Annotated in this window: 19 protein-coding genes and 1 pseudogene; 11 read left to right on the forward strand and 9 right to left on the reverse strand. The window is 71.2% G+C overall.

Going from position 1 to position 21,175, the window contains the following annotated elements; translation table 11 throughout:
- Nucleotides 1-339: 339 nt before the first annotated feature.
- A pseudogene (locus tag K2224_RS41265) lies at nt 340-567 on the forward strand (chaplin); the annotation flags it as partial.
- Between the two features lie 471 nt (nt 568-1,038).
- On the opposite strand, the gene K2224_RS39610 reads toward K2224_RS41265, so the two are convergent.
- Both K2224_RS39610 and K2224_RS39615 read right to left on the reverse strand, forming a co-directional pair.
- Nucleotides 1,039-1,668 (reverse strand): bifunctional 2-polyprenyl-6-hydroxyphenol methylase/3-demethylubiquinol 3-O-methyltransferase UbiG, encoded by a 630-nt coding sequence (locus K2224_RS39610; protein WP_221911907.1) that lies wholly within the window; start codon nt 1,666-1,668, stop codon nt 1,039-1,041.
- A 32-nt stretch (nt 1,669-1,700) separates the two neighbouring features.
- Entirely contained in the window at nt 1,701-2,747 is a 1,047-nt protein-coding gene (locus K2224_RS39615; protein WP_260693859.1) for a GlxA family transcriptional regulator, read from the reverse strand.
- A 138-nt stretch (nt 2,748-2,885) separates the two neighbouring features.
- Between K2224_RS39615 and K2224_RS39620 the strand changes: the two genes are divergently transcribed.
- The 4 genes from K2224_RS39620 to K2224_RS39635 all read left to right on the forward strand — a co-directional run bounded on the left by K2224_RS39620 (nt 2,886) and on the right by K2224_RS39635 (nt 6,862).
- Nucleotides 2,886-3,479, forward strand: coding sequence for an isochorismatase family protein (locus tag K2224_RS39620; protein WP_221911908.1), 594 nt, complete (start codon nt 2,886-2,888; stop codon nt 3,477-3,479).
- 98 nt (nt 3,480-3,577) lie between these two features.
- Nucleotides 3,578-4,141: a helix-turn-helix transcriptional regulator gene (locus K2224_RS39625; RefSeq protein WP_221911909.1), complete on the forward strand. Its 564-nt coding sequence runs from the start codon at nt 3,578-3,580 to the stop codon at nt 4,139-4,141.
- Nucleotides 4,142-4,180: 39 nt separating this feature from the next.
- Nucleotides 4,181-5,611 (forward strand): S9 family peptidase, encoded by a 1,431-nt coding sequence (locus K2224_RS39630; protein ID WP_221911910.1) that lies wholly within the window; start codon nt 4,181-4,183, stop codon nt 5,609-5,611.
- A 375-nt stretch (nt 5,612-5,986) separates the two neighbouring features.
- Nucleotides 5,987-6,862 (forward strand): alpha/beta fold hydrolase, encoded by an 876-nt coding sequence (locus K2224_RS39635; RefSeq protein ID WP_221912293.1) that lies wholly within the window; start codon nt 5,987-5,989, stop codon nt 6,860-6,862.
- 123 nt (nt 6,863-6,985) lie between these two features.
- On the opposite strand, the gene K2224_RS39640 is transcribed toward K2224_RS39635, so the two are convergent.
- The gene (locus K2224_RS39640) at nt 6,986-7,915 is read right to left on the reverse strand and encodes a zinc-binding dehydrogenase (protein ID WP_221911911.1); all 930 of its coding nucleotides are present in this window, start codon (nt 7,913-7,915) and stop codon (nt 6,986-6,988) included.
- A 121-nt stretch (nt 7,916-8,036) separates the two neighbouring features.
- Between K2224_RS39640 and K2224_RS39645 the strand changes: the two genes are divergently transcribed.
- Genes K2224_RS39645 through argJ form a run of 3 tightly spaced genes read left to right on the forward strand, consistent with a single transcriptional unit; the run spans nt 8,037 to nt 10,913 of the window.
- Entirely contained in the window at nt 8,037-8,738 is a 702-nt protein-coding gene (locus K2224_RS39645; protein WP_221911912.1) for a TetR family transcriptional regulator, read from the forward strand.
- 17 nt (nt 8,739-8,755) lie between these two features.
- A complete protein-coding gene (locus K2224_RS39650) occupies nt 8,756-9,655 on the forward strand; it encodes a LysR family transcriptional regulator (protein WP_221911913.1) in 900 nt (299 codons plus the stop codon).
- Between the two features lie 52 nt (nt 9,656-9,707).
- Nucleotides 9,708-10,913, forward strand: a complete 1,206-nt coding sequence (argJ, locus tag K2224_RS39655) for a bifunctional glutamate N-acetyltransferase/amino-acid acetyltransferase ArgJ (RefSeq protein WP_221911914.1) — start codon at nt 9,708-9,710, stop codon at nt 10,911-10,913.
- Between the two features lie 10 nt (nt 10,914-10,923).
- Here argJ and K2224_RS39660 read toward each other — a convergent pair whose 3' ends face one another.
- A complete protein-coding gene (locus tag K2224_RS39660; protein ID WP_221911915.1) occupies nt 10,924-11,844 on the reverse strand; it encodes an MBL fold metallo-hydrolase in 921 nt (306 codons plus the stop codon).
- Between the two features lie 119 nt (nt 11,845-11,963).
- Here K2224_RS39660 and K2224_RS39665 point away from each other — a divergent pair, with 119 nt between their 5' ends.
- Nucleotides 11,964-12,419, forward strand: a complete 456-nt coding sequence (locus tag K2224_RS39665; RefSeq protein ID WP_221911916.1) for a MarR family winged helix-turn-helix transcriptional regulator — start codon at nt 11,964-11,966, stop codon at nt 12,417-12,419.
- A 541-nt stretch (nt 12,420-12,960) separates the two neighbouring features.
- A complete protein-coding gene (locus K2224_RS39670) occupies nt 12,961-14,037 on the forward strand; it encodes a HoxN/HupN/NixA family nickel/cobalt transporter (RefSeq protein WP_221912294.1) in 1,077 nt (358 codons plus the stop codon).
- Nucleotides 14,038-14,084: 47 nt separating this feature from the next.
- On the opposite strand, the gene K2224_RS39675 is transcribed toward K2224_RS39670, so the two are convergent.
- Genes K2224_RS39675 through K2224_RS39685 form a run of 3 tightly spaced genes read right to left on the reverse strand, consistent with a single transcriptional unit; the run spans nt 14,085 to nt 18,768 of the window.
- Nucleotides 14,085-15,656 (reverse strand): GMC family oxidoreductase, encoded by a 1,572-nt coding sequence (locus tag K2224_RS39675; RefSeq protein ID WP_221911917.1) that lies wholly within the window; start codon nt 15,654-15,656, stop codon nt 14,085-14,087.
- Between the two features lie 59 nt (nt 15,657-15,715).
- Entirely contained in the window at nt 15,716-17,302 is a 1,587-nt protein-coding gene (locus K2224_RS39680) for an APC family permease (RefSeq protein ID WP_221911918.1), read from the reverse strand.
- Nucleotides 17,299-18,768 carry an aldehyde dehydrogenase family protein gene (locus K2224_RS39685; protein WP_221911919.1) on the reverse strand — a complete coding sequence of 490 codons (1,470 nt, stop codon included), beginning with the start codon at nt 18,766-18,768 and terminating at the stop codon, nt 17,299-17,301. Before K2224_RS39685 ends, K2224_RS39680 begins: the two co-directional genes overlap by 4 nt.
- 251 nt (nt 18,769-19,019) lie before the next feature.
- Here K2224_RS39685 and K2224_RS39690 point away from each other — a divergent pair, with 251 nt between their 5' ends.
- Nucleotides 19,020-19,454 (forward strand): DUF6314 family protein, encoded by a 435-nt coding sequence (locus K2224_RS39690; protein ID WP_221911920.1) that lies wholly within the window; start codon nt 19,020-19,022, stop codon nt 19,452-19,454.
- Nucleotides 19,455-19,495: 41 nt separating this feature from the next.
- Here the strand turns inward: K2224_RS39690 and K2224_RS39695 are convergent, their stop codons facing one another.
- Both K2224_RS39695 and K2224_RS39700 read right to left on the reverse strand, forming a co-directional pair.
- Nucleotides 19,496-20,407 carry a class I SAM-dependent methyltransferase gene (locus K2224_RS39695; RefSeq protein WP_399021228.1) on the reverse strand — a complete coding sequence of 304 codons (912 nt, stop codon included), beginning with the start codon at nt 20,405-20,407 and terminating at the stop codon, nt 19,496-19,498.
- Nucleotides 20,408-20,416: 9 nt separating this feature from the next.
- Nucleotides 20,417-21,160, reverse strand: coding sequence for an ATP-binding cassette domain-containing protein (locus K2224_RS39700; RefSeq protein WP_221911921.1), 744 nt, complete (start codon nt 21,158-21,160; stop codon nt 20,417-20,419).
- Nucleotides 21,161-21,175 lie beyond the last annotated feature (15 nt).

Genomic DNA, 21,175 nt, shown 5'->3' on the forward strand with positions numbered 1-21,175 from the left:
CTTTTCGTGTGTAAGCGCCGATTCTTCAGGGCTTTCGGGGTGGGAATGGTGGGATCGTGGTGCGGCGGAATCGATGCCTTCGGGAATTTCTGTGCTCTGCAGATTAATGCGATCAATGGAGGTGCGTGGCCGGCCGGCTGATTTTCTGAGGTGTTCCGGCGATCGATCATCGTGGGAAGTTCATCGCCATACAAGAATAATTAGTATTCTCCGGCCGGAGTGAGTATGCACATCAAGCTGAAAGAGTGATCGAAATGGCGCATTCGGAGCTTTCTGCGCTCGGCGTCGTTGTGTGTTGTGCGGTCCGCGGAAGTGGCCGCGCTGTCAAGGAGGAGTCACGTGATCAAAAAGGTCATTGCCGCTTCGGTTGCCACCGGCGGCCTGCTGCTCGCAGGGGCGGGCGTGTCCGTAGCCGACGCCGGGGCTGATGGAGCCGCCGTTGGTTCTCCGGGTGTTCTGTCCGGGAACACGGTTCAGGTGCCCGTTCACATCCCGGTGAACGCGTGCGGAAACACCGTGGACGTGGTCGGGGCGCTCAATCCCGCATTCGGCAACGACTGCGTCAACCGCTCGAAGGGCCACGAGCGGCGCCACCACAAAATGCAGGGGCACAAGCCGCAGGTGCGCCACGAGCGTCCGGCACCGCACCACCGGGCGGCACCGGCCGCTCCGGCCCCCGCGCCTGAGCACTCGGTCCACCACCAGAACCACCAGCACCACCGCAACATCCCCGTTCGCCCGCAGCTGGCGAAGACCGGTGAGGCGGAGACCGGTATGGCGATTGCGACCAGTGCCGTGCTGCTGATGGGCGGCACTCTGCTGTACCGCCGGGGTCGGCGCGCCGCTCGCAACTGAAATGGGGTCGGCGGCCGTTCCCGGGCCGTAGCCCATCCTTCTCGGCAGTTCACCGTCTCCGGCGGTGGACTGCCGGATTTGTAGGTGGCGCAGCTGTCTGTGGCGTGGCGGTCTCGCGCGTACAGGGCCGGTTGGTGACCCCCGAGGCCCACGGCTCGGGGGTGCCGAACCTGGTGCCTGACCTCAGGTCTCGTTGTGGAAGACCAGCAGATAGCGCCAGAAGAGCAGTCGGCGGACGTGGGATCCGGGCAGCAGGGTCGCGGCCTGGTGGCGGATCTCGGGCAGGAGCATGGTGGGTGGCTTCACCGGTGGCTTGGTCTGCCGCCGGCGGGGCGATGCGGTGGGGCGGGCCGTGTCGGCGGCGGCGACGGCGAGGCGGATGAGGGCGTTGGTGGGTGCGGCTGCCAGGCTCCAGAGGCCGTCGCGGAGACCCTCCTCGCGATAGCAGCCCAAGATCGCCAGCACTCCGCCCGGCGCAAGTGCGTCACGCAGCCTGGCCAGCGTGTCGAAGGGCATGTGGTGGAGGCTGGCCAGGCAGGAGATGAAGTCGTAGTGACCGGGGGGAAATTCGACAGAGGTGGCGTCCGCTTGGCGGAAGTGCGGGGGCCGGTGCGCGCCTGCCCGTTCCGAGAGGGCGCCGGCCTGGGCGATGACCTGCGCGGACGGGTCGATGGCGTCGACCTCGAAGCCCAGCCCGGCGAGGCGCCGGGCGAAGCGGCCGGTGCCGCAGCCGACGTCCAGCGCCGTGCCGCGATTCCGCGGCAGGTGGCGCAGCAGTAGGCGGTGGTAGTGGTCATTGTGGTCGAACGGCATGGTGCGACAGTGCCACGGGGCCGGGGTGTGGGTCAGCCGGAGTGGCGGAAGCGGTTGCGGTATTCCGTCGGGGTGGTGTTGAGCTGTCGGCGGAAGGCGCGGATGAGGGTGTCCGTGGTGTGGAGGCCGCAGGCGGACGCGATGCGGTCGAGGGTGTCGTCGGTGGATTCGAGTCGGTGGCGGGCGGCTTCGACGCGGGCCGATTCGAGGTAGGCGGCCGGGGTCGTGCCGAGTTCGGTCTTGAAGATGCGGGTGAGTTGGCGTTCGCTGACGTGGGCGTGTGCGGCGAGGTCGGCGACGGTGAGGCTGTCGGTGATGTTGCGGGTGATGTGGTGGCGGAGGTCTGCCATGCGCCGCGTCGTCGAGACGGGCTCGATCGGGACGCTGAACTGGCTCTGACCGCTCGGCCGCTTCAGGTACATCACGAGCTGGCGGGCGATGCGCAGCGCGACGGCCTCGCCGAAGTCCTCGGCGACGAGGGCCAGGGACAGGTCCAGGCAGGCGGTGATGCCGGCGCCGGTCCACACGTTCTGGTCGCGGATGAAGATCGGGTCGGCGTCGACCTCGACCGACGGGTGGTCGGCAGCGAGTTGCTGGGCGGTCGACCAGTGGGTGGTGGCGCGTTTGCCGTCCAGGAGGCCGGCCGCGGCCAGGAGGTGCGCACCCACACAGACCGAGGCGATGCGCCGTGACCTGCCGGCGAGGGTCTTGACCCAGTGGACGACGGTGGGGTCGGCGAGGGCGTGCACGCGGCGTTGGTCGTCGACTTCGACCGAGCCGGGGACCATGAGGGTGTCGATGGCCCTGGTGGCGGCTTCCTGGAAGGTGATGTCGGGGAGGACGCGGACTCCGGCGGAGGTGGTGACGGGGTCCAGGGTTTCGGCGGCCAGCAGGACGTGGTAGCCCGACGGGTCGTCCGTTTCTCGTCGCAGCAGGGCGAAGACCTCCGGGGGACCGGTGACGTCCAGCAGGTCGACGCCGTCGAAGAGGAGGACGACGACGGGGGGCTGTTCGGCACCGGTCGAGCCGGCCCGGCCGGTCGAGTTGGTCGAGCCGGTTGAGTTGGTCGAGTTGGGCAACGGGATCCGTCCGGTCGGCGGGCATGTCTGTATTTGCAAGTTACATGACATTGCTGCCATGGGAGGCGGATCGTAGCGTGGTTGTGCCGGCGCGCGGTGGCTCCGACCTTTCGACACCGAACCCAAGAAGGTGCAGCAATGCCTACGACAACTCTGCGGGACATCAACGGCTTGGACTCCACTCCGGCGACCCTGGCCCAGGCGACGCTGATCCTGGTCGACTACCAGAACACCTACACCCGTGGGGTGATGGAGCTGTCCGGTTGGCAGGCCGCGCTCGACAACGCCGCCGCGCTGCTGGCCAGGGCCAGGGAGGCGGGCGCGAAGGTCGTCCACGTCATCCATGACGGAGGCGAGGGCTCCGCGTACGACATCCGGGAGGACGTCGGTCGGATCCACTCTCGGGTGGCGCCGGTCGCGGGGGAACCGGTCGTCGTGAAGACCGCGCCCGACTCCTTCGTCGGTACGGACCTGGGGGAGCACGTCGATGCCGCCGGGAACGAGGACGTGGTCGTGATCGGGTTTATGACGCACATGTGTGTGGCGTCCACGGCGGCGGGTGCGTTCCTGCGTGGCAACCGGCCCACCGTGGTCGCCGATGCCTGTGCGACGCGGCCGTTGGCGACGGCGGTTGCCGAGGTGTCCGCGGAGCAGGCGCATCACGGCGCGCTGGCGACCATCGGTGACCTTTACGGCGTCGTCGTGCCATCCGGGTCGGATGTGGCGTCGTAACGCCGGGTGTGTGGCGGGCAGTTGAGGGGGAGTGGGTGGTGCCTGGGAGTTGCAAAGAGGGCTTGCAAAGGGTCTTTGCAACTTCTAGGCTCCCTTGCATGGCCGAACAACCGCAGGCCCAGGAGATCGTCGACGTCGAGGCGCTGCGCGTGCTTGCGCACCCGATGCGGCAGCGGATCGAGCGGTGTCTGCGGGCGGGGCCGGCCAACTCGGCCGCGCTCGCCAGGCAACTCGGCGAGAGCACCGGGCTGGTCAGCTACCACCTCAGGCGGATGGCGAAGCACGGCTTCGTCGAGGAGGTCCCGGAGTTGGCCAAGGGGCGGGAGCGGTGGTGGCGGGCGGTGCCGGGGGACCGGCGGTTCCCGCCGTACAGCCGGCAGACCCCCGAGATGCGGGAAGCCCTGACGGCGATGCACCGGCTCAACTTCGCCGAACTCGCCGATCTGGTACGCCGGTTCGAGGACGAGCGCGACACACTCGGGCCGTGGGCGGACGCGGCGCTCTTCTCCCGGTCGACGCTGCGGCTCGACCCCGAGCAACTGCGGGCGTTCTTCGAGGAGTACATCGCGCTCCTGTACCGCTACTCGCCGGCGGAGGGCGAGGCCGCGCCCGACGCGCGCGCCGTGCACATCCGTCTGCTGGGCATACCCGAGGGCAACTGACCTGCCCTGCGGGCGTTTTCGAGTGAAGGGGGCCCCGCGATGCAGCTCGTGGTCAGGCCGTTCGTCCGGGTCTGTCTGGCTCTGGTCTGTGCCGTGGCCGCCGGGCTGCTCGCCGCGCCACGGGCGCGTGCGGAGGCGCCGGGCGAGGGCGATGGTGGCGGTGGACTGGTCCGGGAGGAGGTCTCGTTCCGTGGCGGTGGGGGGCTCGTCCTGCACGGGACGGTACTGGCCGCCCCGGGGGCGCGGGGAAACCGTCCGGGCATCGTGCTCGTCGGGGGCTCGGGGCCCGGCCCCAGGCAGGAGTACCGGCAGGAGGCGGAGGCGTTCGCACGGGCGGGGATCACCACGCTCGTCTACGACAAGCGGACGGCCGGGTACTCCGTCACCCACCGCGACTTCGGAGTGCTGGCCGAGGACGCGCTCGGCGGAGTGGGGCTGTTGCGGCAGTGGAAGGGCGTCGATCCGCATCAGGTCGGGCTGTGGGGGTTCAGCGAGGGTGCCTGGGCGGCGCCGCTGGCCGCGTCGCGGTCGTCCGACGTGGCATTCGTGATCACGATCGGCGGGTCGGGGTACGACGCGTTGCGTACCCAGACATGGAACCTCACCACGCATCTGCTGCATCGGGGCGCCGGAGCGTCGTTCACCGGAGTGGTCGCCGGACCGGCGGCCCAACTCCTCGAAGCCACCGGCAAGTTCCCGGGCGCGGACTACGACGCGGCGCAGGTGCTGAGGCGGCTGCACCGGACACCGGTGCTGGCCCTGTGGGGCGCGCGCGACGTGCAGGTGCCGCCCGCGGAGAGCGCTCGGGTCTTCCAACAGGCGCTCGGCCGGGCCGGCAACCCGCACGCTGTCATCCGATTCGTCCCCGGCGGGGCGCACAACGGGCATCGGACCTCGGACGGCTTCGACCGCCTGGGCGGCCCGCTCTTTCACGGCAAGCCGTTGGGGGAACTGGCCCCCGGCTATGGGGAAACCATGACCTCGTGGGTACGGGCGGTGGCCGCCGGGCATCCACCCGTGAGTGCCGTGGCCCCCGCGCCGCCCCAGATGGCGTCCAGTACGCCCGTGCCTGGGGATGCCTGGTACGCGTGGCTGGTTCCGCTGCTGCTCCTGGTCGGCTTCGCCGGCTACCCCGTGGGTGCCGTGCTGCGGCGGGGGCCCGTGGTGCGCCCCGTTCGTTGGCTGGCGGGGCTGGGGTTGGTCGCGGTGGTGGGAGCGGTGGTCTGTCCGTTCGCGGTCTACGTGGTGGGGGACGGGGCTGCGGTGCCCGGGGTGTGGGGGCGGCCGGTGGTGTGGTTGGCGGTGCAGTTGGTCGGTGTGGCCGTGATCGTGGCGGGGGTTGCGGCGGTGGTTGCTGTCTGGCGGCGTCGGGAGTGGGGCGGAGGTGCCTGGCTGCGGCCGGCGCCGGTGTTGCTGGCGGGGGTGGGGTTTGTGCCGTGGGCAGTTTGGTGGGGGCTGTTTCGGGTTTAGGTGGTGCTGGTGCGATGGGGTCGGGGGCTGCGATGGCTACGGAGGGACGCCAGGCTTTCGGTGGTTGTTGATTGGCCGGAGTTGAGGGCTCGGCGCGGCCCTGGCGTGGGCGTCACCACTGTCGGTGCACGGTTGCCTGTCGGTGACCCGCAGGACCCTCTCGGCCATGGCCTCGAACTCGGCGCTGCGGATCCGCATGAGACGGTCGCCGGGCATGCCACGATCCTTCCTGGTGTACCGGTGACCGGACAGCCGGTGCCGAGCTGGTCACCCGGGCGATGATGCCGGCCAGCGTGTGCACCGCAACGTTCGTTCTGTTCGGGGACAGGGGAAAGTCGGGTGCGGGACACCCTGTCCATGGCCATGATGTCGATCATGACTGGATACGTTGACGTTCCTGCCCGGCTTGGTGAGAGTGCGCTGTCCGATGGGCGGTTGCTTGGCTGGGCCGAGTGGGGGCCGTTGGACGGGTTGCCGGTTCTATTGTGTCCGGGTGCGGCCACGAGCCGGTGGCTCGGGTTCGGCGCAGGCGTTGTCGAGTCGCTTGGAGTGCGTCTCGTCTCTGTGGATCGTCCGGGGCTCGGTGTCTCGACGCCCGCCCTCGGGCGGACTTTTTCCGACTTCGCCGGGGACATACGTCAGCTCTGTGCGCTGCGGGGGCTGGGGCGCCCGGTCGTGGTCGGGAACTCGCAAGGCGCGCCATTCGCTCTCGCCTGTGCCGCGGCGGGGGTCGCCTCGGCACTGGCTGTCGTGTCCGGTGCGGACGAGGTCGCCGCGCCGGAGTTCGCTTCTGTTCTCGATGCGGACCTGCGTGGTCTCGTCGAGCGGGTTGCACGCGATCCGGCCGGCGCCGAGGAGTTCTTCGCCGGCTTCACCGCGGATGCGATGTGGCACATGGTCATGGCCGGCAGCCCAGCGTGCGACCTTGCCGTGTACCAGGATCCTGATTTCGCGGCTGGTTACCGCAGGGCCTTGAACGAGGCATTTGCTCAAGGCCCTGCTGGTTACGCCCGCGACACGGTCCTGGCGATGGGGCGGTGGCCGTTCGCCCTCGACGAGATCACCGTCCCGGTCGACATCTGGTACGGCGAGCGGGACACCAGCCACTCGCCCGACAACGGAGCGCTGCTCACGGCCCGTATGCCCGGTGCACATCACCATGTCGTGCCGGAGTTCGGCGGCGCCCTGCTGTGGACGCATGCCGAGCCGATCCTCACGTTGCTCCTTGAGAAGGCCGTCAACGACAGGTAGACGATCGGTTCACGGCCGTGCCGGGGCGGAAGGCGCGCGTGTCGGACAGCGATCTCCGTCAAGCCGTGCGGGTGGCTGAACGTGTCTGCGTCCGCGAGGTCGATGACGAGGAAGGCGGCTCCTTCAGCCGAGGTCGAGTACGGCCTTGCCGTGGAGGCGGCGTTCCAGGAGGGCGTCGATGGCGTGGGGGGCGTCGGTCCAGGGGCCGCGCCAGGAGACGTGCGGGGTGAGGGTGCCGGCGGCGACCTGTTCGGCGAGCCAGGTCAGGTCGCGGGCCAGTCCGGTGCAGGCGAGCAGGAAGAACGTGGTGAGGGTGCGGTCGTGCCGACCCTGGTCGCCGTAGAGGGCGCCGTAGGGGAAGGTTTCGGGTTCGTGTGCGGAGTGGCCGACCGCCACCAGCGTGCCGCCTTCGGTCAACTTGCCGTAGCCATCGACGAGTTGATGCCCTCCGATGAGGTCGATGACGCCGTCCACGGGGGTTGTGAGGTCGTGGGGGCCGGTCACCACCTCGTGTGCGCCCAGGCTGTGCAGGCTCTCGCCGTGCCGGTCCGGGGAGCCGGTGGCGGCGATGACGTGTGCGCCACCGTGCCGGGCCAGTTGGACCACGTAGCGGCCGGTGCCGCCGGTGGCACCGGTGACCAGGACGCGCCGCCCGAGGAGGGGGCCGAGGCGGTGCAGGGCGCGTAGCGCGGTGGCGCCGGCCACCGGGATCGTGGCGATCGCCCCGGGGTCGGCGCCGGGCGGCACCACACCTATCAAGTCGGTGTCCACGGCGCGGAGTTCGGCCCAGCCGCCGTCCGGGCCGAGGGTGACGACGGGGGTGCCGGCGGCCGGGCCGGAGCCGTCGGCGGCCGCCCGCTCGACGACGCCGGCGGCGTCCCAGCCCGGGACCGCGCCGTCGGCGCCCTGCTGGAGGCCGATGCGTACCTCGCCGTAGTTGAGGGAGGTTGCCGCCACCCGCACCAGGGCCTGGTGCGGGGCCGGTTCGGGATCCGGGGCCTGGGCGAGGCGGAGGCCGGCGGGGGAGGAGTGGTCGACGAGCAGAGCACGCATGGCGCTGTGCACCCCTTCTTCGGGAGGCGGCGGGAGGGAGGAATGGTCGTGCTGGGACAGTTATGCCACTGAGTGGCATGTGCGTGCAAGTGGCGTTTACCCCTCGGGTACGCTGTGCGGCATGGAGAGTCCACGTCCTTCATCCAACACCGGAGAGCGACTTCCGCTGCGGGAGCGCAAGAAACTGCGGACGCGCGAAGCGCTGGTCGACACCGCCCTGCGCCTGTTCAGCGAGCGCGGATTCCAGAGCGTGACCCTCGACGAGCTCTGCGATGCGGTGGACACCTCCAAGCGCACCTTCTTCAGGCACTTCACCAGCAAGGAAGACGTGGCGATGGCGCCGCTGCACGATCTGTGGCGCGCTTTTCTCGTGGATCTGGAGCATCGCCACGAGCCGGCCGACGGTCCCCTCCTGGTGATGCTCCAGGAGGCCGTACTCGCCTCGCTGGACGGGATGACTGCCGCGGACTGGTCCGAACGGGTGTGGCTCAACCGGCAGTTGGCCGCCCGGACGCCGTCCATGGAGGCGCACGGGCTGCGCTTCTGCCAGGACACCAGTCGTGCGGCGGTCGATGTGCTACAGCGCCGGTTCGGTCTCGCCGGTGGGGAGGATCTGCGGCCGCGGCTGGTGATGGAGGTGCTCGTTGCCGCCTGGCACTGTGCGTTGGATGTCTGGGCGGCACAGCCGGATGCGCCTACGCGCGAAGCGCTGGCGGGTTGCTTCCGCGATGCCTGTGCGGCGCTTCCCGAGTGTCTGACGATGAGGGCGGATGTGGGTGCGGGTGCAGGGGCTGAGGCAGGGGGCGCTGCGCCGCAGGCATGAGTAGGGGGAGCTGGGCGATGGATCTGTTGCAGTTGCGGTATTTCCGGGTTGTGGCCCGTTACGAGCATGTCAGCCGGGCCGCCGAGGAGTTGCGGGTCGCCCAGCCGTCGCTCAGTCGCGCCATCGCCAGGCTCGAAGCGGAGCTGGGTGCACCGCTCTTCGACCGGCAGGGGCGGCGGATCCGGCTCAATCAGTACGGTGTGACGTTCCTGCGCCATGTCGAGCGGGCGCTGAGCGAACTCGACGACGGGCGGCGCGCGGTGCAGGACGCCCGCGACCAGGTCCTCGGCCGGGTCTCGGCCGCCGCCGAGACGCTGCTGACGCTCACCGGGCTGCTGGCCGGCTTCCGCACCGCCCATCCTCGGGCCGACGTCCGGCTCTTCCAGTCGACCGCGGAGGGGATGGAGCGCCAACTGCGCGGCCGGGAGGTCGACTTCTGTTTCGCCTCGCAGGCACTGACCGGGCCGAACCTGCGCACCGTCGAGTTGGCGCGCGAGGAGGTGCTCCTGGCCGTACCGCTCGGGCACCGGCTCGTCGGGCGGAAGAGTGTGACGATTGCCGAGCTGGCCGATGAGCCCTTCGTCACCACTCGTACGGGGACGTGGCCGCGCGCCCTGCTGGACCGGCTCTTCGCGGCGGAGGGGCTGACCCCGGTCCTTTCCTGCGAGGGCGACGAGCCGGGCGCCACTGGGGACTTGATCGGTGCCGGTCTGGGCATCGGCCTGGTGCCGGCCATGTCACGCCTGGCCGGTCGGAGTCCGCTGGGTGCCTGGCTGCGAATCGACGCCCCTGGTTGCCATCGCGTGCTGACCCTGGTGTGGTCCGAGGACGCCTATCTGTCGGCGGCCGCCCTGGCCTTCCGGGAGTTCGTGACCAGCCGTCCGTTCCTGCCGAGTTGGCCACCTGCGGTGGGGTGAGAACGGGAAAGTGGTCGACGGCTCGACCTCCATGGATGTAAAAGTATTCGGCATGACGAATAATCATCCCGCCGGTGTTGGCGCAGGAGAGATTGAGGGGCTTGTGTGGCCCAAGGGGTTTCGGGCGTATACGGGGCATGGTGGGCTGCGGGAGCGGGGTGACGACATCTCGATCGTGGCCTCGGAGCTGCCGACCGTGAGCGCCGCGATGTTCACCCGGAGCCTCTTCGCCGGGCCCGCGGTGGTCCTCAGCCGGGCGCACGCCGCCGAGCGGCGGCTGCGCGCCGTGGTCACCCTCGCCCAGAACGCCAATGTCGCGACCGGTCGGCAGGGTGCGGAGAACGCCGCCGAGGTGGTGGGGAGGGTCGCCGGGCTGCTGGGCATCCCGGACGACGAGGTGCTCATCGGGTCCACCGGCGTGATCGGGCGGCCGTTGCCCATGGACGCCATCCGGGAGCACTTCGAGGGGGCCGCGCGGCGGGGCGCCGGCGGGTTCGGCGCGGCGCCGCTGGACGTGGCACGGGCCATGATGACCACCGACACCCGCCCGAAGACCGCGGTGCGCACGGTCGGTGACGCCCGGATCGTCGGTGTTGCCAAGGGCGTTGGCATGTTGGAGCCCAACATGGCCACGATGCTGGCCTATGTCGTCACCGACGCCGGGATCGGGGCGGCGGAGCTGGACAGCGCGGTGCGGGCGGCCGTGGACCGGACGTTCAACTGTCTGAGCGTCGACACCGACACCTCCACCTCCGACACCGTGGCGGTATTCGCCAACGGTGCCGCCGGCCCGGTCGATCCGGTGGCGTTCGCCGAGGCTCTCGCCGATCTGTGCCTGGACCTCACCCGGCAGCTCGCGAGTGACGGCGAGGGGGCCACCAAGCTGTTGCGGGTCACCGTCTCCCGGGCGCGCGACGCGGCGCAGGCCAGGCGGATCGCCAAGAGCGTCGTCAACTCCCCGCTGGTCAAGGCGGCCGTGCACGGCGCCGATCCCAACTGGGGGCGGGTCCTGATGGCCATCGGCAAGAACACCGAGGACCGCGACATCGTGCCGGCCGAGGTCACGGTGTCGTTCGGTGACATCGAGGTCTACCCGGCCGAGCCGACCGCGGCTGTGCTCGACGCGCTCACCGACACCATGCGGCGTGACGAGGTCGAGATCGTCATCACGCTTGGTCTGGGGGGCGGTGAGGCGACCGTGTTCGGCTGTGATCTGTCCGCCGGGTACGTCCGGATCAATGCGGACTACACCTCGTGACCTGGGTGGGTCAGGCGTCGAGTGGGTGCCAGGCCGGGCCGTCGGGGCCCGGGCGGACCTCGCCGAACACCACGTCGGCGAAGTGGATGCCGAAGCCGATGGTGTGCGGCTCCTGGAGTTCGGCGACCAGTCGACGGCGGATGTCGGCGGCCTCGTCGGGGGCGTGGTCGGGCGCGGCGGACCACTCCGGGTGGCCGATCTGGATCGGCGAGTGGAGGGCGTCACCGAAGGCGATCAGCCGCCGGCCGCCCGAGGTGATGTCGTAGACGGCGTGCCCGGGGGTGTGGCCTGGTAGGAGGCGCACCCGCACGCCGGGGAAGATCTCCTCGCCGTTTGCGATGGTCCGGACGTACGGGGCCAGGGCGGCCAGCACCTCCGGGCCGGTGCCGTGGGCTTCGAGGAGATCGCGGTGGGTCCACTCCGGTTCGGCGACCAGGTAGGGGGCGTGTGCGAAGGCGGGGCGGTCGCTGCCCGGGGCGGGCTGCCAGGCCCAGCCGAGGTGGTCGACGTGGAGATGGGTGAACGCCACCGCCTCGATGTCGGCCGGGGTGCGGCCGAGGGCGGCGAGGCTGTCCAGCAGGGCGCCGCCGTGCACGGTGCCGCGGGGTTCGCCGGGGGCGGCCGGCAGCGGGTGTGGGCCGATGCCGGTGTCGATCAGCAGGGCCCGCTCGCCCCGCTCCACCAGGAGGCCGCCGACGCCCACCGCCAGATTCCCGGTGGCGTCCAGGTATGCGGGATGCGCGGCCCATGTCTCGTCGGTGGTGGCGGGCAGCCAGCCGGTGGGGGACAGCGGAACGCCGCCGTCGGGGACGTACGACACGGTGAGGTCGCCGAGTCGGAGCGAGCGGAGGGTGGCGGGGCGGGTCAGGCGTGCGTCGGTGCCGGGCGCGGCGGTGCTGGATACGGGGGTGCTGGATACGGCGGTGCTCATGGTTGCTCTTCCTCCGAAAGGCGTGATGGGAAGGGGGTGTTGGCCGCAACCATAAGCATCAAGCTTGAATCATTCAAGCTCGGAATGTTTAGGCTATGTGTACTTGCTACGATGGGTTCATGACGACCGACCCGGAGGCGCAGGCTCGCGCGGAACGCCAGGTGTGCGGGCTGGTGAACGGACTCGCCGCGCAGATCTCCGACCACATCCGTCGGCGCGCGGTCACGCTGGGCCTCACCGCACCCCAGGCCACCGCCCTGCGCGAACTGAGCGCACCGATGACGATGCGCGAGCTCGCCGAGCGGATGAGCTGCGAGCCCTCCAACGCGACCTTCGTCGTCGACAAGCTCGAAAAGCAGCAGCTGATCGAGCGTCGGCCGCACCCCGGCGATCGCCGCGCCAAGCAGCTCGTCCTCACCCCGCAGGGCGTCGAGCTGCGGGAGCGACTGCTCGTGCTCCTCGGTGAGGGCTCCCCGCTCGCCGGGCTGAACCGCGAGGAACAGGCGCAGCTGCAACGGCTGTTGGAGCGCGCCGTGACGCGCCCGGCGGGGACGGAGCGGTCGACGGGCGGGTGACCGCGGCTGCGGCCGCGGGTGGCGTGGGCCGGAGCCGGAACTTCCGGTCGGGACTCCCGGCCGTTGGTGGCCTGGAGCCCCTTCCTGTCCTCGTCGGATCGCCTGTCCGCAGATCGATCGTCCGCTGCCTGGAAGCGGCGCAGGCGGAGGCTGTTGCCCACCGCGAAGGCCGCGGAGAAGGCCATCGCGGCGCCCGCGATCATGGGGTTGAGCAGGCCCGCGGCGCGCAGGCCGCCCCGGACGAGGGTGAGGTCGCCGGCCTCGATGCTCACCCCGGGGTGTCCTTCGTCGATCGCCCCCGCCGGCCATGCCGGTCACTCCCGCCTGCCCTGCCGGCCTTGCCCCGTTTTCTCGCCGGTTCGGTCGCGGGCTTTACTGCACATTGGTTGCAAGTGAAACCAGTCAGCAGGAATGTTGAGGGGACGCCCCGGTAGAGGTCGGGGCCGAACGGAAGAAAGCAGTGTCACGCATGCCTACGCCCCCCTCCCCGACCCTGGCCGGTCAGGCCCCGCCGTCGCGCCGGCAGCGGATAGCGCGGTCGATGACCCGCGCCGAATGGGGGCGGATGGCCGGTATGGCCGGGTTCATTCTCGCGCTGCATGTGATCGGCTGGTTCACGCTGGTGGCGATCGTGGCCCCGGAGCACTACAGCCTCGGCACCAAGAGCTTCGGCATCGGCATCGGCGTGACCGCGTACACCCTCGGCATGCGGCACGCCTTCGACGCCGACCACATCGCCGCCATCGACAACACCACCCGGAAGCTGATGCACGAGGGGCAGCGACCGCTCTCCGTCGGCTTCTGGTTCTCGCTGGGGCACTCCAGCATCGTCTTCGGGCTCGCGTTCCTGCTCTCACTCGGCGTCAAGGCGCTCGCCGGCCCGCTCAAGGACGACAACTCCCAACTGCACGCGGTGACCGGACTGATCGGCACCACCGTCTCGGGCGTCTTCCTCTACGTCATCGCCGCGATCAACATCGTGATCCTGGTGGGGATCTGGGGGGTCTTCCGGCGGATGCGGGCCGGTGCCTTCGACGAGGCCGCGCTGGAGGAGCAGCTGAACAAGCGCGGCCTGATGAACCGCCTGCTCGGCCGCGTCATGAAGTCGATCACCAAGCCGTGGCAGATGTATCCGCTCGGCCTGCTCTTCGGCCTCGGCTTCGACACCGCCACCGAGATCGCGCTGCTGGTGATGGCCGGCTCCGGCGCCGCCTCCGGGCTGCCCTGGTACGCCATCCTCTGCCTGCCGGTGCTGTTCGCCGCCGGTATGAGCCTGCTGGACACCATCGACGGCTCGTTCATGAACTTCGCCTACGGCTGGGCCTTCTCCAAGCCGGTCCGCAAGGTCTACTACAACCTCACCATCACCGGCCTCTCGGTCGCGGTGGCCCTGATCATCGGGACGGTGGAGCTGCTCGGCCTGCTCGCCGACAAGCTCGACCTGCACGGCGCCTTCTGGGACTGGGTCGGCGGCCTGGACCTGAACGTCATCGGCTTCGCCATCGTCGGGATGTTCTTCCTCACCTGGATCGTCGCCCTCGCGGTGTGGAAGTTCGGCCGCATCGAGGAGAAGTGGACGGCCCAGGTCCGCCCGGCGGAGCAGCCCGCCGCCGACTGAGTGCCGGTTCTCGGGGAGCCCCTGGCGGCTCCGGGGCTCCCCGAGGATCACTCAGCCCGGATCAGGTCCGCGCACTTCTCGCCGATCATCATCGTGGTGATGCACGGGTTGACCGCGGTCAGGAACGGCATCGCCGAGCCGTCCGCCACCCGCAGTCCGGTCGTGCCCTTCACCCGCAGCTGCGGGTCCAGCGGGGTGGCCAGGTCGTCGGCGGCGCCCATCGCCACGGTGCACGCCGGGTGGTAGACGGTGTTGTGGGTGGTTCGGATGTACTCCAGCAGATCCTCGTCGGTGCGCACGTCCGGCCCCGGGGACAGCTCCGCACCGGCCCACTCGGCCATCGGTGCCTGGGCGACGATGTCGCGGGCCAGCCGGAGCCCGTAGGTCATCACCCGGACGTCGTGCTCATGGGTGAAGTAGCGCGGGTCCACCTTGGGCTTGTCGCGGAAGTCCCGGGTGCGCAGCCGGACCGTGCCGTGCGAGCGGGCGCGGGTGACGTTCGGGGTGAGGCAGAAGGCGTTCTCGGACGTCGGATAGCCGCGGCGGTAGGTGTTCATGTCGAACGGCACCTGGCCGTAGTGGAACATCAGGTCCGGCCGGTCCAGGTCCGGTTGGGTGTCGTAGAAGATGCCGATCTCCCACCACTGCGTGGAGGTGTCCACCATCGGCTGCCCGGCGTCCCACATGATGACGCCCTCGGGGTGGTCCTGGAGGTTGGCGCCCACGCCCGGCGCGTCCACCAGCGGCGCGATGCCCAGGGCGCGCAGATGGTCGGCGGGGCCGATGCCGGAGAGCATCAGCAGCTTGGGGGAGTCGATGGCACCGCAGGAGACGATCACCTCGCGGCGGGCGGTGACGGTGCGGGTGTGGATCAGGTCGGGGGAGAGGTAGTCCACGCCGGTGCACCGCCGGTCGCGGTCGAAGTTCAGCCGCCTGGCCTGCACCCCGGTGCGGACGTCGAGGTTCCGCCGCCGGCCCAGCACGGGGTGCAGATAGGAGACCGAGGCGGAGGAACGGGTGCCGTCCGGGCGGCAGTTGATCTGGAACCAGTTCGCCCCGCGGACCACGGTCGTGCCGGTGTTGAACGGGGTGGTGGGGATGCCCACCGCCGCGCAGGCCCGGAGCAGCGCCGCCCCGCACGGGTCCTTGGGCGGGACGCTGCGCAGGGTGACCGGTCCGGAGCGGCCGTGGTGCTCGCCGGGCGCGTCGTTGCTCTCCAGCCGCTGGAAAAGCGGGAAGCAGTCGGCCGCGCTCCAGCCCGTGCAGCCCAGCGCCGCCCACTCGTCGAGGTCCTCGGCCGGCGCCCAGAAGGCGATACAGGAGTTGTGCGAGGAGCAGCCGCCGAGGACCTTTGCGCGGGCGTGCCGCATGAAACTGTTGCCGTTCTCCTGTGGTTCGACCGGGTAGTCCCAGTCGTAGCCGGACGCCAGCAGCCCCATCCAGCGGTCCAGCCGCAGGATGTTCTCGTCCCCGACATCCGAGGGGCCCGCCTCCAGCAGGCAGACCGTGACGGACGGGTCCTCGCTGAGCCGGGCGGCCACCACGGAGCCGGCCGTACCGCCGCCGACCACGACGTAGTCGAACGAGTCGGTCTGCTCCACGTGCGTTGCGTCGGACATGGCGCTGTCTCCAGGTCGGAACGGGACGGGGTGGGTCGGGGCCGGTCGGGACGGTCCGGTCAGGGCGCGGGGGTGGCGGCGTCGCCGGAGTCCGACTCCTCCGCGGCGTGCGAGGCCAGTACGCCGGTGCGGTGCCGCTGGACGAACCAGTAGTAGGCGAAGCCGCCGAGCGCCACCACGCCGATGAAGAGGAAGGCGCCCCAGCGCAGATACCAGTGCTGCGGGCCGGTGGCGTTGTAGACCGCGGCGCGCGGCCAGGCGAGGTTGACGGACATCGCCAGCCCCCACAGCACCGCCAGGATGTTCACCGGCAGACCGAACTTCCCCAGCGAGAAGGCGCCCTGCCGCGTCGTCCACCTGCCACGCAGCCGCTGCACCAGCATCGGCAGCGTCACCATCAGATACGCCAGGTAGATCATGATGATCGCGATGCTGGTGATCACCGAGAAGATCTGCGGCTGGTTGACGTTGATCAGCAGCACCGCGACCCCGACCAGCCCGATCACCACCGCGGGCACCACCGGCGTCTGGAACCGCGGGCTGACCCGGGCCAGCTTCGAGGACGCCGGGAGGTTGTTGTCCCGGGCCATCGCGAACGCCAGCCGGATGGCGGCGGTGTGCACGGCCAGTTCGCAGACCGTGATCGCGATGACCACGCACCACAGGACGATCTGCCCGACCGTCGACCCGAGGGTGGCCAGGACGACGTACTGGAGGCCGTCCACCGAGAGCCGCTCGTTGTGCAGATCGGGGACGGCCAGCAACGCGAACAGCAGGATCAGCCCGCCGATGAGGAACGAGGCGATCAGCGCCCGCAGGATCGCCCGGGGCGCGTTGCGGGCCGGGTCCTTGGACTCCTCGCCCAGTGAGGAGGCGGTGTCGAAGCCGTACATGACGTACGCGGAGGCGAGCGAGGCGGTCAGGAACGCGCCGAGGTAGCCCAGGCTCTGGCCCTGGCCCTTGCCGAAGGTGTCGGTGAGCGCGGTGGCCGGGCCGCGGGTGGTGTGCGCGGCCAGCAGCAGGATCAGCACGATCGCGGCGACCAGCTCGATGGCCACGCCCGCCGAGTTGATCCGCGCCATCAGCTTCACACCGAAGGCGTTGACCAGGGTGGTGAAGGTGATCAGGACGGTGCCCAACAGGACCGCGTTGGCGGCCGCGTCGGTCTGGCCGGTGCCGGTCCCGATGACCTGGAACCACGACGAGATCTGCGGCAGCGTCACCTGGTAGGCCAGCGCCACCGCGGCCAGCGAGACCGTCGACGCGGTGAGCATCATCCAGCCCCCGAGCCAGCCCACGTGCGGACCGCCCAGCTGCTTCGCCCAGTTGTAGATCGACCCCGCCACCGGATAGCGGCAGGCCAGCTCGCAGAAGCACAGCGCGACCATCAGCTGGCCGCAGAAGACCATCGGCCAGGACCACCAGTAGGCCGGCCCGCCGTGGCTCACCCCGAAGTAGAACAGCTGGAAGGTGCCGGTGAGGATGGAGATGTAGCTGATGCCGGCGGCGAAGGTGTGGAAGTTGCCGAGGGTGCGCTTGAGTTCGGGCTTGTAGCCGAGTTCGGCCAGCGCCCCGTCCTCGTGCTCGCCGTCGTCGGCCGGACCGCCCGCGGCGGGACCGGAGGGCTCGGAACCGGAGGGCGTCACTCGAACCACCTCTGCGGACGCGGCGCGGTGTTCCGCCAGATGTGCTTGGCCTCCTGGTACTCCGCCAGCCCGGCCGGCCCCAGCTCCCGGCCGATCCCGGACTGCTTCATCCCGCCCCACTCGGCCTGTGGCACATAGGGATGGAAGTCGTTGATCCACACCGTGCCGGCCCGCAGCCGGGACGCCACCCGGTGCGCGCGCTCGCCGTCCTGCGTCCACACCGCCCCCGCCAGCCCGTACACCGTGTCGTTGGCCAGCGACACCGCCTCGTCCTCGTCGCGGAACCGCTCGACCGTCAGCACCGGCCCGAACGACTCGTCGCGCACCACCGACATGTCCGGGGTGCACTCGTCCAGCACCGTCGGCAGGTAGTAGAAGCCGTCCGCCAGCTCCGGGTCGGCGGGGGGCGCCCCGCCGCAGCGCAGCACCGCGCCCTCGTCCAGCCCCGCCGCCACGTACGCCGCGACCTTCTCCCGGTGCGCGGCGGAGATCAGCGGGCCGGTGCGGGCCCGCTCGTCGAACGGGCCGCCGAGCGGGATGCGTCGGGCGCGGGCCACCACCTCGTCCACGAAGCGGTCGTGCAGCGCGTTCTGGACCAGCAGCCGGGCGCCCGCCGAACAGACCTGCCCGGAGTGCAGGAAGATCGCGGTCAGGGCGTAGTCGACGGCGGTCTCGAAGTCGGCGTCCGCGAAGACGATGTTGGGGTTCTTGCCGCCCAGTTCGAGGGCGATCTTCTTCACCGTGGGCGCCGCCGCGGCCATGATGCGGCGGCCGGTGACCAGCCCGCCGGTGAACGACACCAGGTCCACCCGCGGATCCTCCGTCAGTGGCGCCCCGACCGCCGGCCCGGCGCCCAGGACGAGGTTGGCCGCCCCGTCCGGTACCCCGGCCTCCGTCAGCAGCCGCATCAGGTGGATCGCGGTGTGCGGGGTCAGCTCGCTCGGCTTCAGGACGAAGGTGTTCCCGGCGGCCAGGGCCGGCGCGACCTTCCAGGCGGTCTGCAGCAGCGGGTAGTTCCACGGCGTGATCAGCGCGCAGACGCCGACCGGCTCGTGCCGCACCGTGCTGTCGGCCTCCGGCGTGCCGGCGTCCACCACCCGGTCGGTGCCGCCGGCCGCCCCGAGGTTGCCGAAGTAGCGGAAGCAGTTCGCGATGTCGTCCATGTCGTAGCCGCTCTCCACCAGCCGCTTGCCGGTGTCCAGCGACTCGGCGCGGGCCAGCGTGTCCCGGTCGCGCTCCAGCAGCTCGGCGACGCGGAGCACCACCCGGCCGCGCTCGGCGGCGGGGGTGCGCGGCCACGACCCGTCGTCGAAGGCCACCCGGGCGGCGGTGACGGCCGCCGCCGCGTCCTTGGGGCCGCCCTCGTCGACCGTGGCGACCAGCGTGCCGTCCGCCGGGCAGCGGATCTCCCGCACCTGCCCGTCGGCCGCTGCGGTCCACTGACCGCCGATGAACAGCTCCGGCATGGGTGGGCCTTTCGGTCTCGTCTCCGGCGGGTGCGGACGGCGGGTACCGATGGACGGGCGCCCGCGCTGATCTCTCGGTGGCTCTCTGGATGGCGCTGTGGATCTCTCGACGATCCCTCTCGGTCGTGATCTCGGTACCGAGCGTAAGTCGGGTGCCGGGGGACCGCACGGTGCACGGCGCTCGGGTGCGCGGGCGGGGCGCACCGTGGGGCCGATGGGGTGAGCCCCGGACGCTGCCCGACAATGGGGGCATGCACCTGGTCCCCGACGTCGCCGCCTATCTCGCCGGCCGCTGGCACATCGAGCGCGCCGTCCACGACCTGCGTTCCGGCCGCGCGGGCAGCTTCCGGGGCACCGCGGACTTCCGGCCGGACGGCCCCGACGGGGCGCTCCGCCACGCCGAGGAGGGCGAGCTGACCTGGGACGGCGCGGTGCATCTCGCGACCCGCACCCTGCGGCTGCGGCCGCGCCCCGACGGCACCGCCGCGGTCACCTTCGCCGACGGCCGCCCGTTCCACGACCTGGACCTGCGGACCGGCCACTGGACCGCCCACCACCCCTGCGCGGCGGACCGCTACGAGGGCACCTTCACCGCCGTCGCCGCGGACCGCTGGCACCTGGAGTGGCGGGTCACCGGCCCGGCCAAGGACCAGCTCCTGCGCTCGGAATACCGCCGCACCGGCTGACACCGGCGCACCCGGCGCACCCGCACTCCGGCATCATCCGGCTACGGCTGCGCCGGCTTCACCGCCCGCACCGCGTACAGCAGCGGAATGATCGGCTCCGAGTCGGGCAGCCGCCACCAGCCGTCGGCGTCCGGCACCATCGACGGGAAACGCGGCCACGGCAGCACCTCGGTCTCCCGGAGGCCCCGCAGGCTCAGCCCGGCCCCGAGCAGCGCGTCGACGACCTCGCCGACGCCGTGCCGCCACTCGTAACTCGTCGTGGCACTCCGGAGCGGCGGGCCGTCGGTGTAGGTGGTGGGGGTGTCACTGCGCAGGGCGCCCCGGCCCGCCAGATAGTCGTGACGGAGCAGCAGCGCCGGGATGTCCGGGTCGGTCGGCGGCGTCGGGCCCAGCGCGTTGAGCAGCGGATGGAACTCCACCAGATAGAACGTCCCGCCCGGGCGCAGCAGCGTGGCGACGGTCTCCGCCCAGGCGGCGAGGTCCGGCAGATAGCAGACCGCGCCCTTGCCGGTGTAGATCACATCGAACCGGCGGTCGCCGAGCGCCGCCACGGCCCGGTAGACGTCCGAGCGCACGAACTCCATCTCCCGGCCCGTCTCCGCCGCCAGCCGCCGCGCCTGCGCCACCGCCTCGGCGGAGAAGTCCAGCCCCACCGCCCGCGCGCCCCGGTCCGCGAACGCGGCCGTCTCGGTGCCCAGATGGCACTGCAGATGCAGCACATCGCGCCCGGCCAGCTCCCCGAGGTCGGCCCACTCGAACGGCGCGAACCAGTCGTCGGGCCGCCGCGACCCGTCCAGGCCGTAGAACGCACTGGCCACATGGACCGGGGTACGGGCGTCCCAGTTGGCCTCGTTGGCGCGCACCATCTCCTCGACGCCGGGCTGTGCCACCGGTCCACCGGCGGGCGGACCGAGCGGTGCCCGGTCCGTGGACTCGCTCTGCTCTGTGGTCATGCTCCTCTTCTACCGCTCCGCGCCACGTGGACACCACGCGTCCGCCCCGCCCCGACCGGAACCGGCCACCCGGCCCGCGGTGACCACCCGGCCCCCGGCGAGCACCAGCCGCCGCACCGCCCGCCCGGCCAGTGCCTCGTCGTCCGTGGCGACGACGAAGGTGAGCCGGTGCGCGCCCCACACGCGCACCAGCAGCTCTGTGAAATCGGCCCGGGCCGACGGCGGCAGACCATCGGTCGGCCGGTCCGCGAGCAGCACCGTGGGCCGCTTGACCAGCGCCCGGGCGAGCGCCGCCCGCCGCCGCGCGTACGGATCCAGCTCCGCCGGCAGCAGCTCCCCCCGCCCGGCCAGCCCGACCTCCGCCAGCGCGTCCCCGGCCAGCTCCCAGCGATCGACGGGCCGCAGCCGCAGCGGGGCCAGTGCGGCGGCCACGCCCTGCCGCACGGTCAGCCCCGCGACCGGCTCGATCCGGTCGCCGTCGGCAGGCCCGAGCAGCCCGATCGACTCGGTCCGGATCCGGCCGAGCCGCGACGCGGTGACGGTGGCCAGATCCGTACCGTCGAGCAGCACGCTGCCGCCGGTCGGCCGCTCCAGCCCGCCGAGGATCCGCAGCAGCGTCGAACTGCCCGCGCCGGGCGGCCCCTGGACGGCGAGCGCGGTGCCGTCCGCCACCGAGAACCCGACGCCGTCCAGGGCCCGCACCAGCTCGCCACCGCGGCGGTAGTGCTTCGTCACGCCGGTCAGGTCGTACACGGTGCCCTCTCCTCC

Source organism: Streptomyces sp. BHT-5-2, from assembly GCF_019774615.1.
In the GTDB taxonomy this organism is placed as follows: Bacteria; Actinomycetota; Actinomycetes; order Streptomycetales; family Streptomycetaceae; genus Streptomyces.

Excerpts from the sequence above, each read along its gene's own strand:
- K2224_RS39610 (WP_221911907.1), bottom strand. The coding sequence starts at position 1,668 with ATGCCGTTCGACCACAATGACCACTACCACCGCCTACTGCTGCGCCAC.
- K2224_RS39620 (WP_221911908.1), top strand. The coding sequence starts at position 2,886 with ATGCCTACGACAACTCTGCGGGACATCAACGGCTTGGACTCCACTCCG.
- K2224_RS39625 (WP_221911909.1), top strand. The coding sequence starts at position 3,578 with ATGGCCGAACAACCGCAGGCCCAGGAGATCGTCGACGTCGAGGCGCTG.
- K2224_RS39630 (WP_221911910.1), top strand. The coding sequence starts at position 4,181 with ATGCAGCTCGTGGTCAGGCCGTTCGTCCGGGTCTGTCTGGCTCTGGTC.
- K2224_RS39635 (WP_221912293.1), top strand. The coding sequence starts at position 5,987 with ATGACTGGATACGTTGACGTTCCTGCCCGGCTTGGTGAGAGTGCGCTG.
- K2224_RS39640 (WP_221911911.1), bottom strand. The coding sequence starts at position 7,915 with ATGCGTGCTCTGCTCGTCGACCACTCCTCCCCCGCCGGCCTCCGCCTC.
- K2224_RS39645 (WP_221911912.1), top strand. The coding sequence starts at position 8,037 with ATGGAGAGTCCACGTCCTTCATCCAACACCGGAGAGCGACTTCCGCTG.
- K2224_RS39650 (WP_221911913.1), top strand. The coding sequence starts at position 8,756 with ATGGATCTGTTGCAGTTGCGGTATTTCCGGGTTGTGGCCCGTTACGAG.
- argJ (WP_221911914.1), top strand. The coding sequence starts at position 9,708 with ATGACGAATAATCATCCCGCCGGTGTTGGCGCAGGAGAGATTGAGGGG.
- K2224_RS39660 (WP_221911915.1), bottom strand. The coding sequence starts at position 11,844 with ATGAGCACCGCCGTATCCAGCACCCCCGTATCCAGCACCGCCGCGCCC.
- K2224_RS39665 (WP_221911916.1), top strand. The coding sequence starts at position 11,964 with ATGACGACCGACCCGGAGGCGCAGGCTCGCGCGGAACGCCAGGTGTGC.
- K2224_RS39670 (WP_221912294.1), top strand. The coding sequence starts at position 12,961 with ATGACCCGCGCCGAATGGGGGCGGATGGCCGGTATGGCCGGGTTCATT.
- K2224_RS39675 (WP_221911917.1), bottom strand. The coding sequence starts at position 15,656 with ATGTCCGACGCAACGCACGTGGAGCAGACCGACTCGTTCGACTACGTC.
- K2224_RS39685 (WP_221911919.1), bottom strand. The coding sequence starts at position 18,768 with ATGCCGGAGCTGTTCATCGGCGGTCAGTGGACCGCAGCGGCCGACGGG.
- K2224_RS39690 (WP_221911920.1), top strand. The coding sequence starts at position 19,020 with ATGCACCTGGTCCCCGACGTCGCCGCCTATCTCGCCGGCCGCTGGCAC.
- K2224_RS39695 (WP_399021228.1), bottom strand. The coding sequence starts at position 20,407 with ATGACCACAGAGCAGAGCGAGTCCACGGACCGGGCACCGCTCGGTCCG.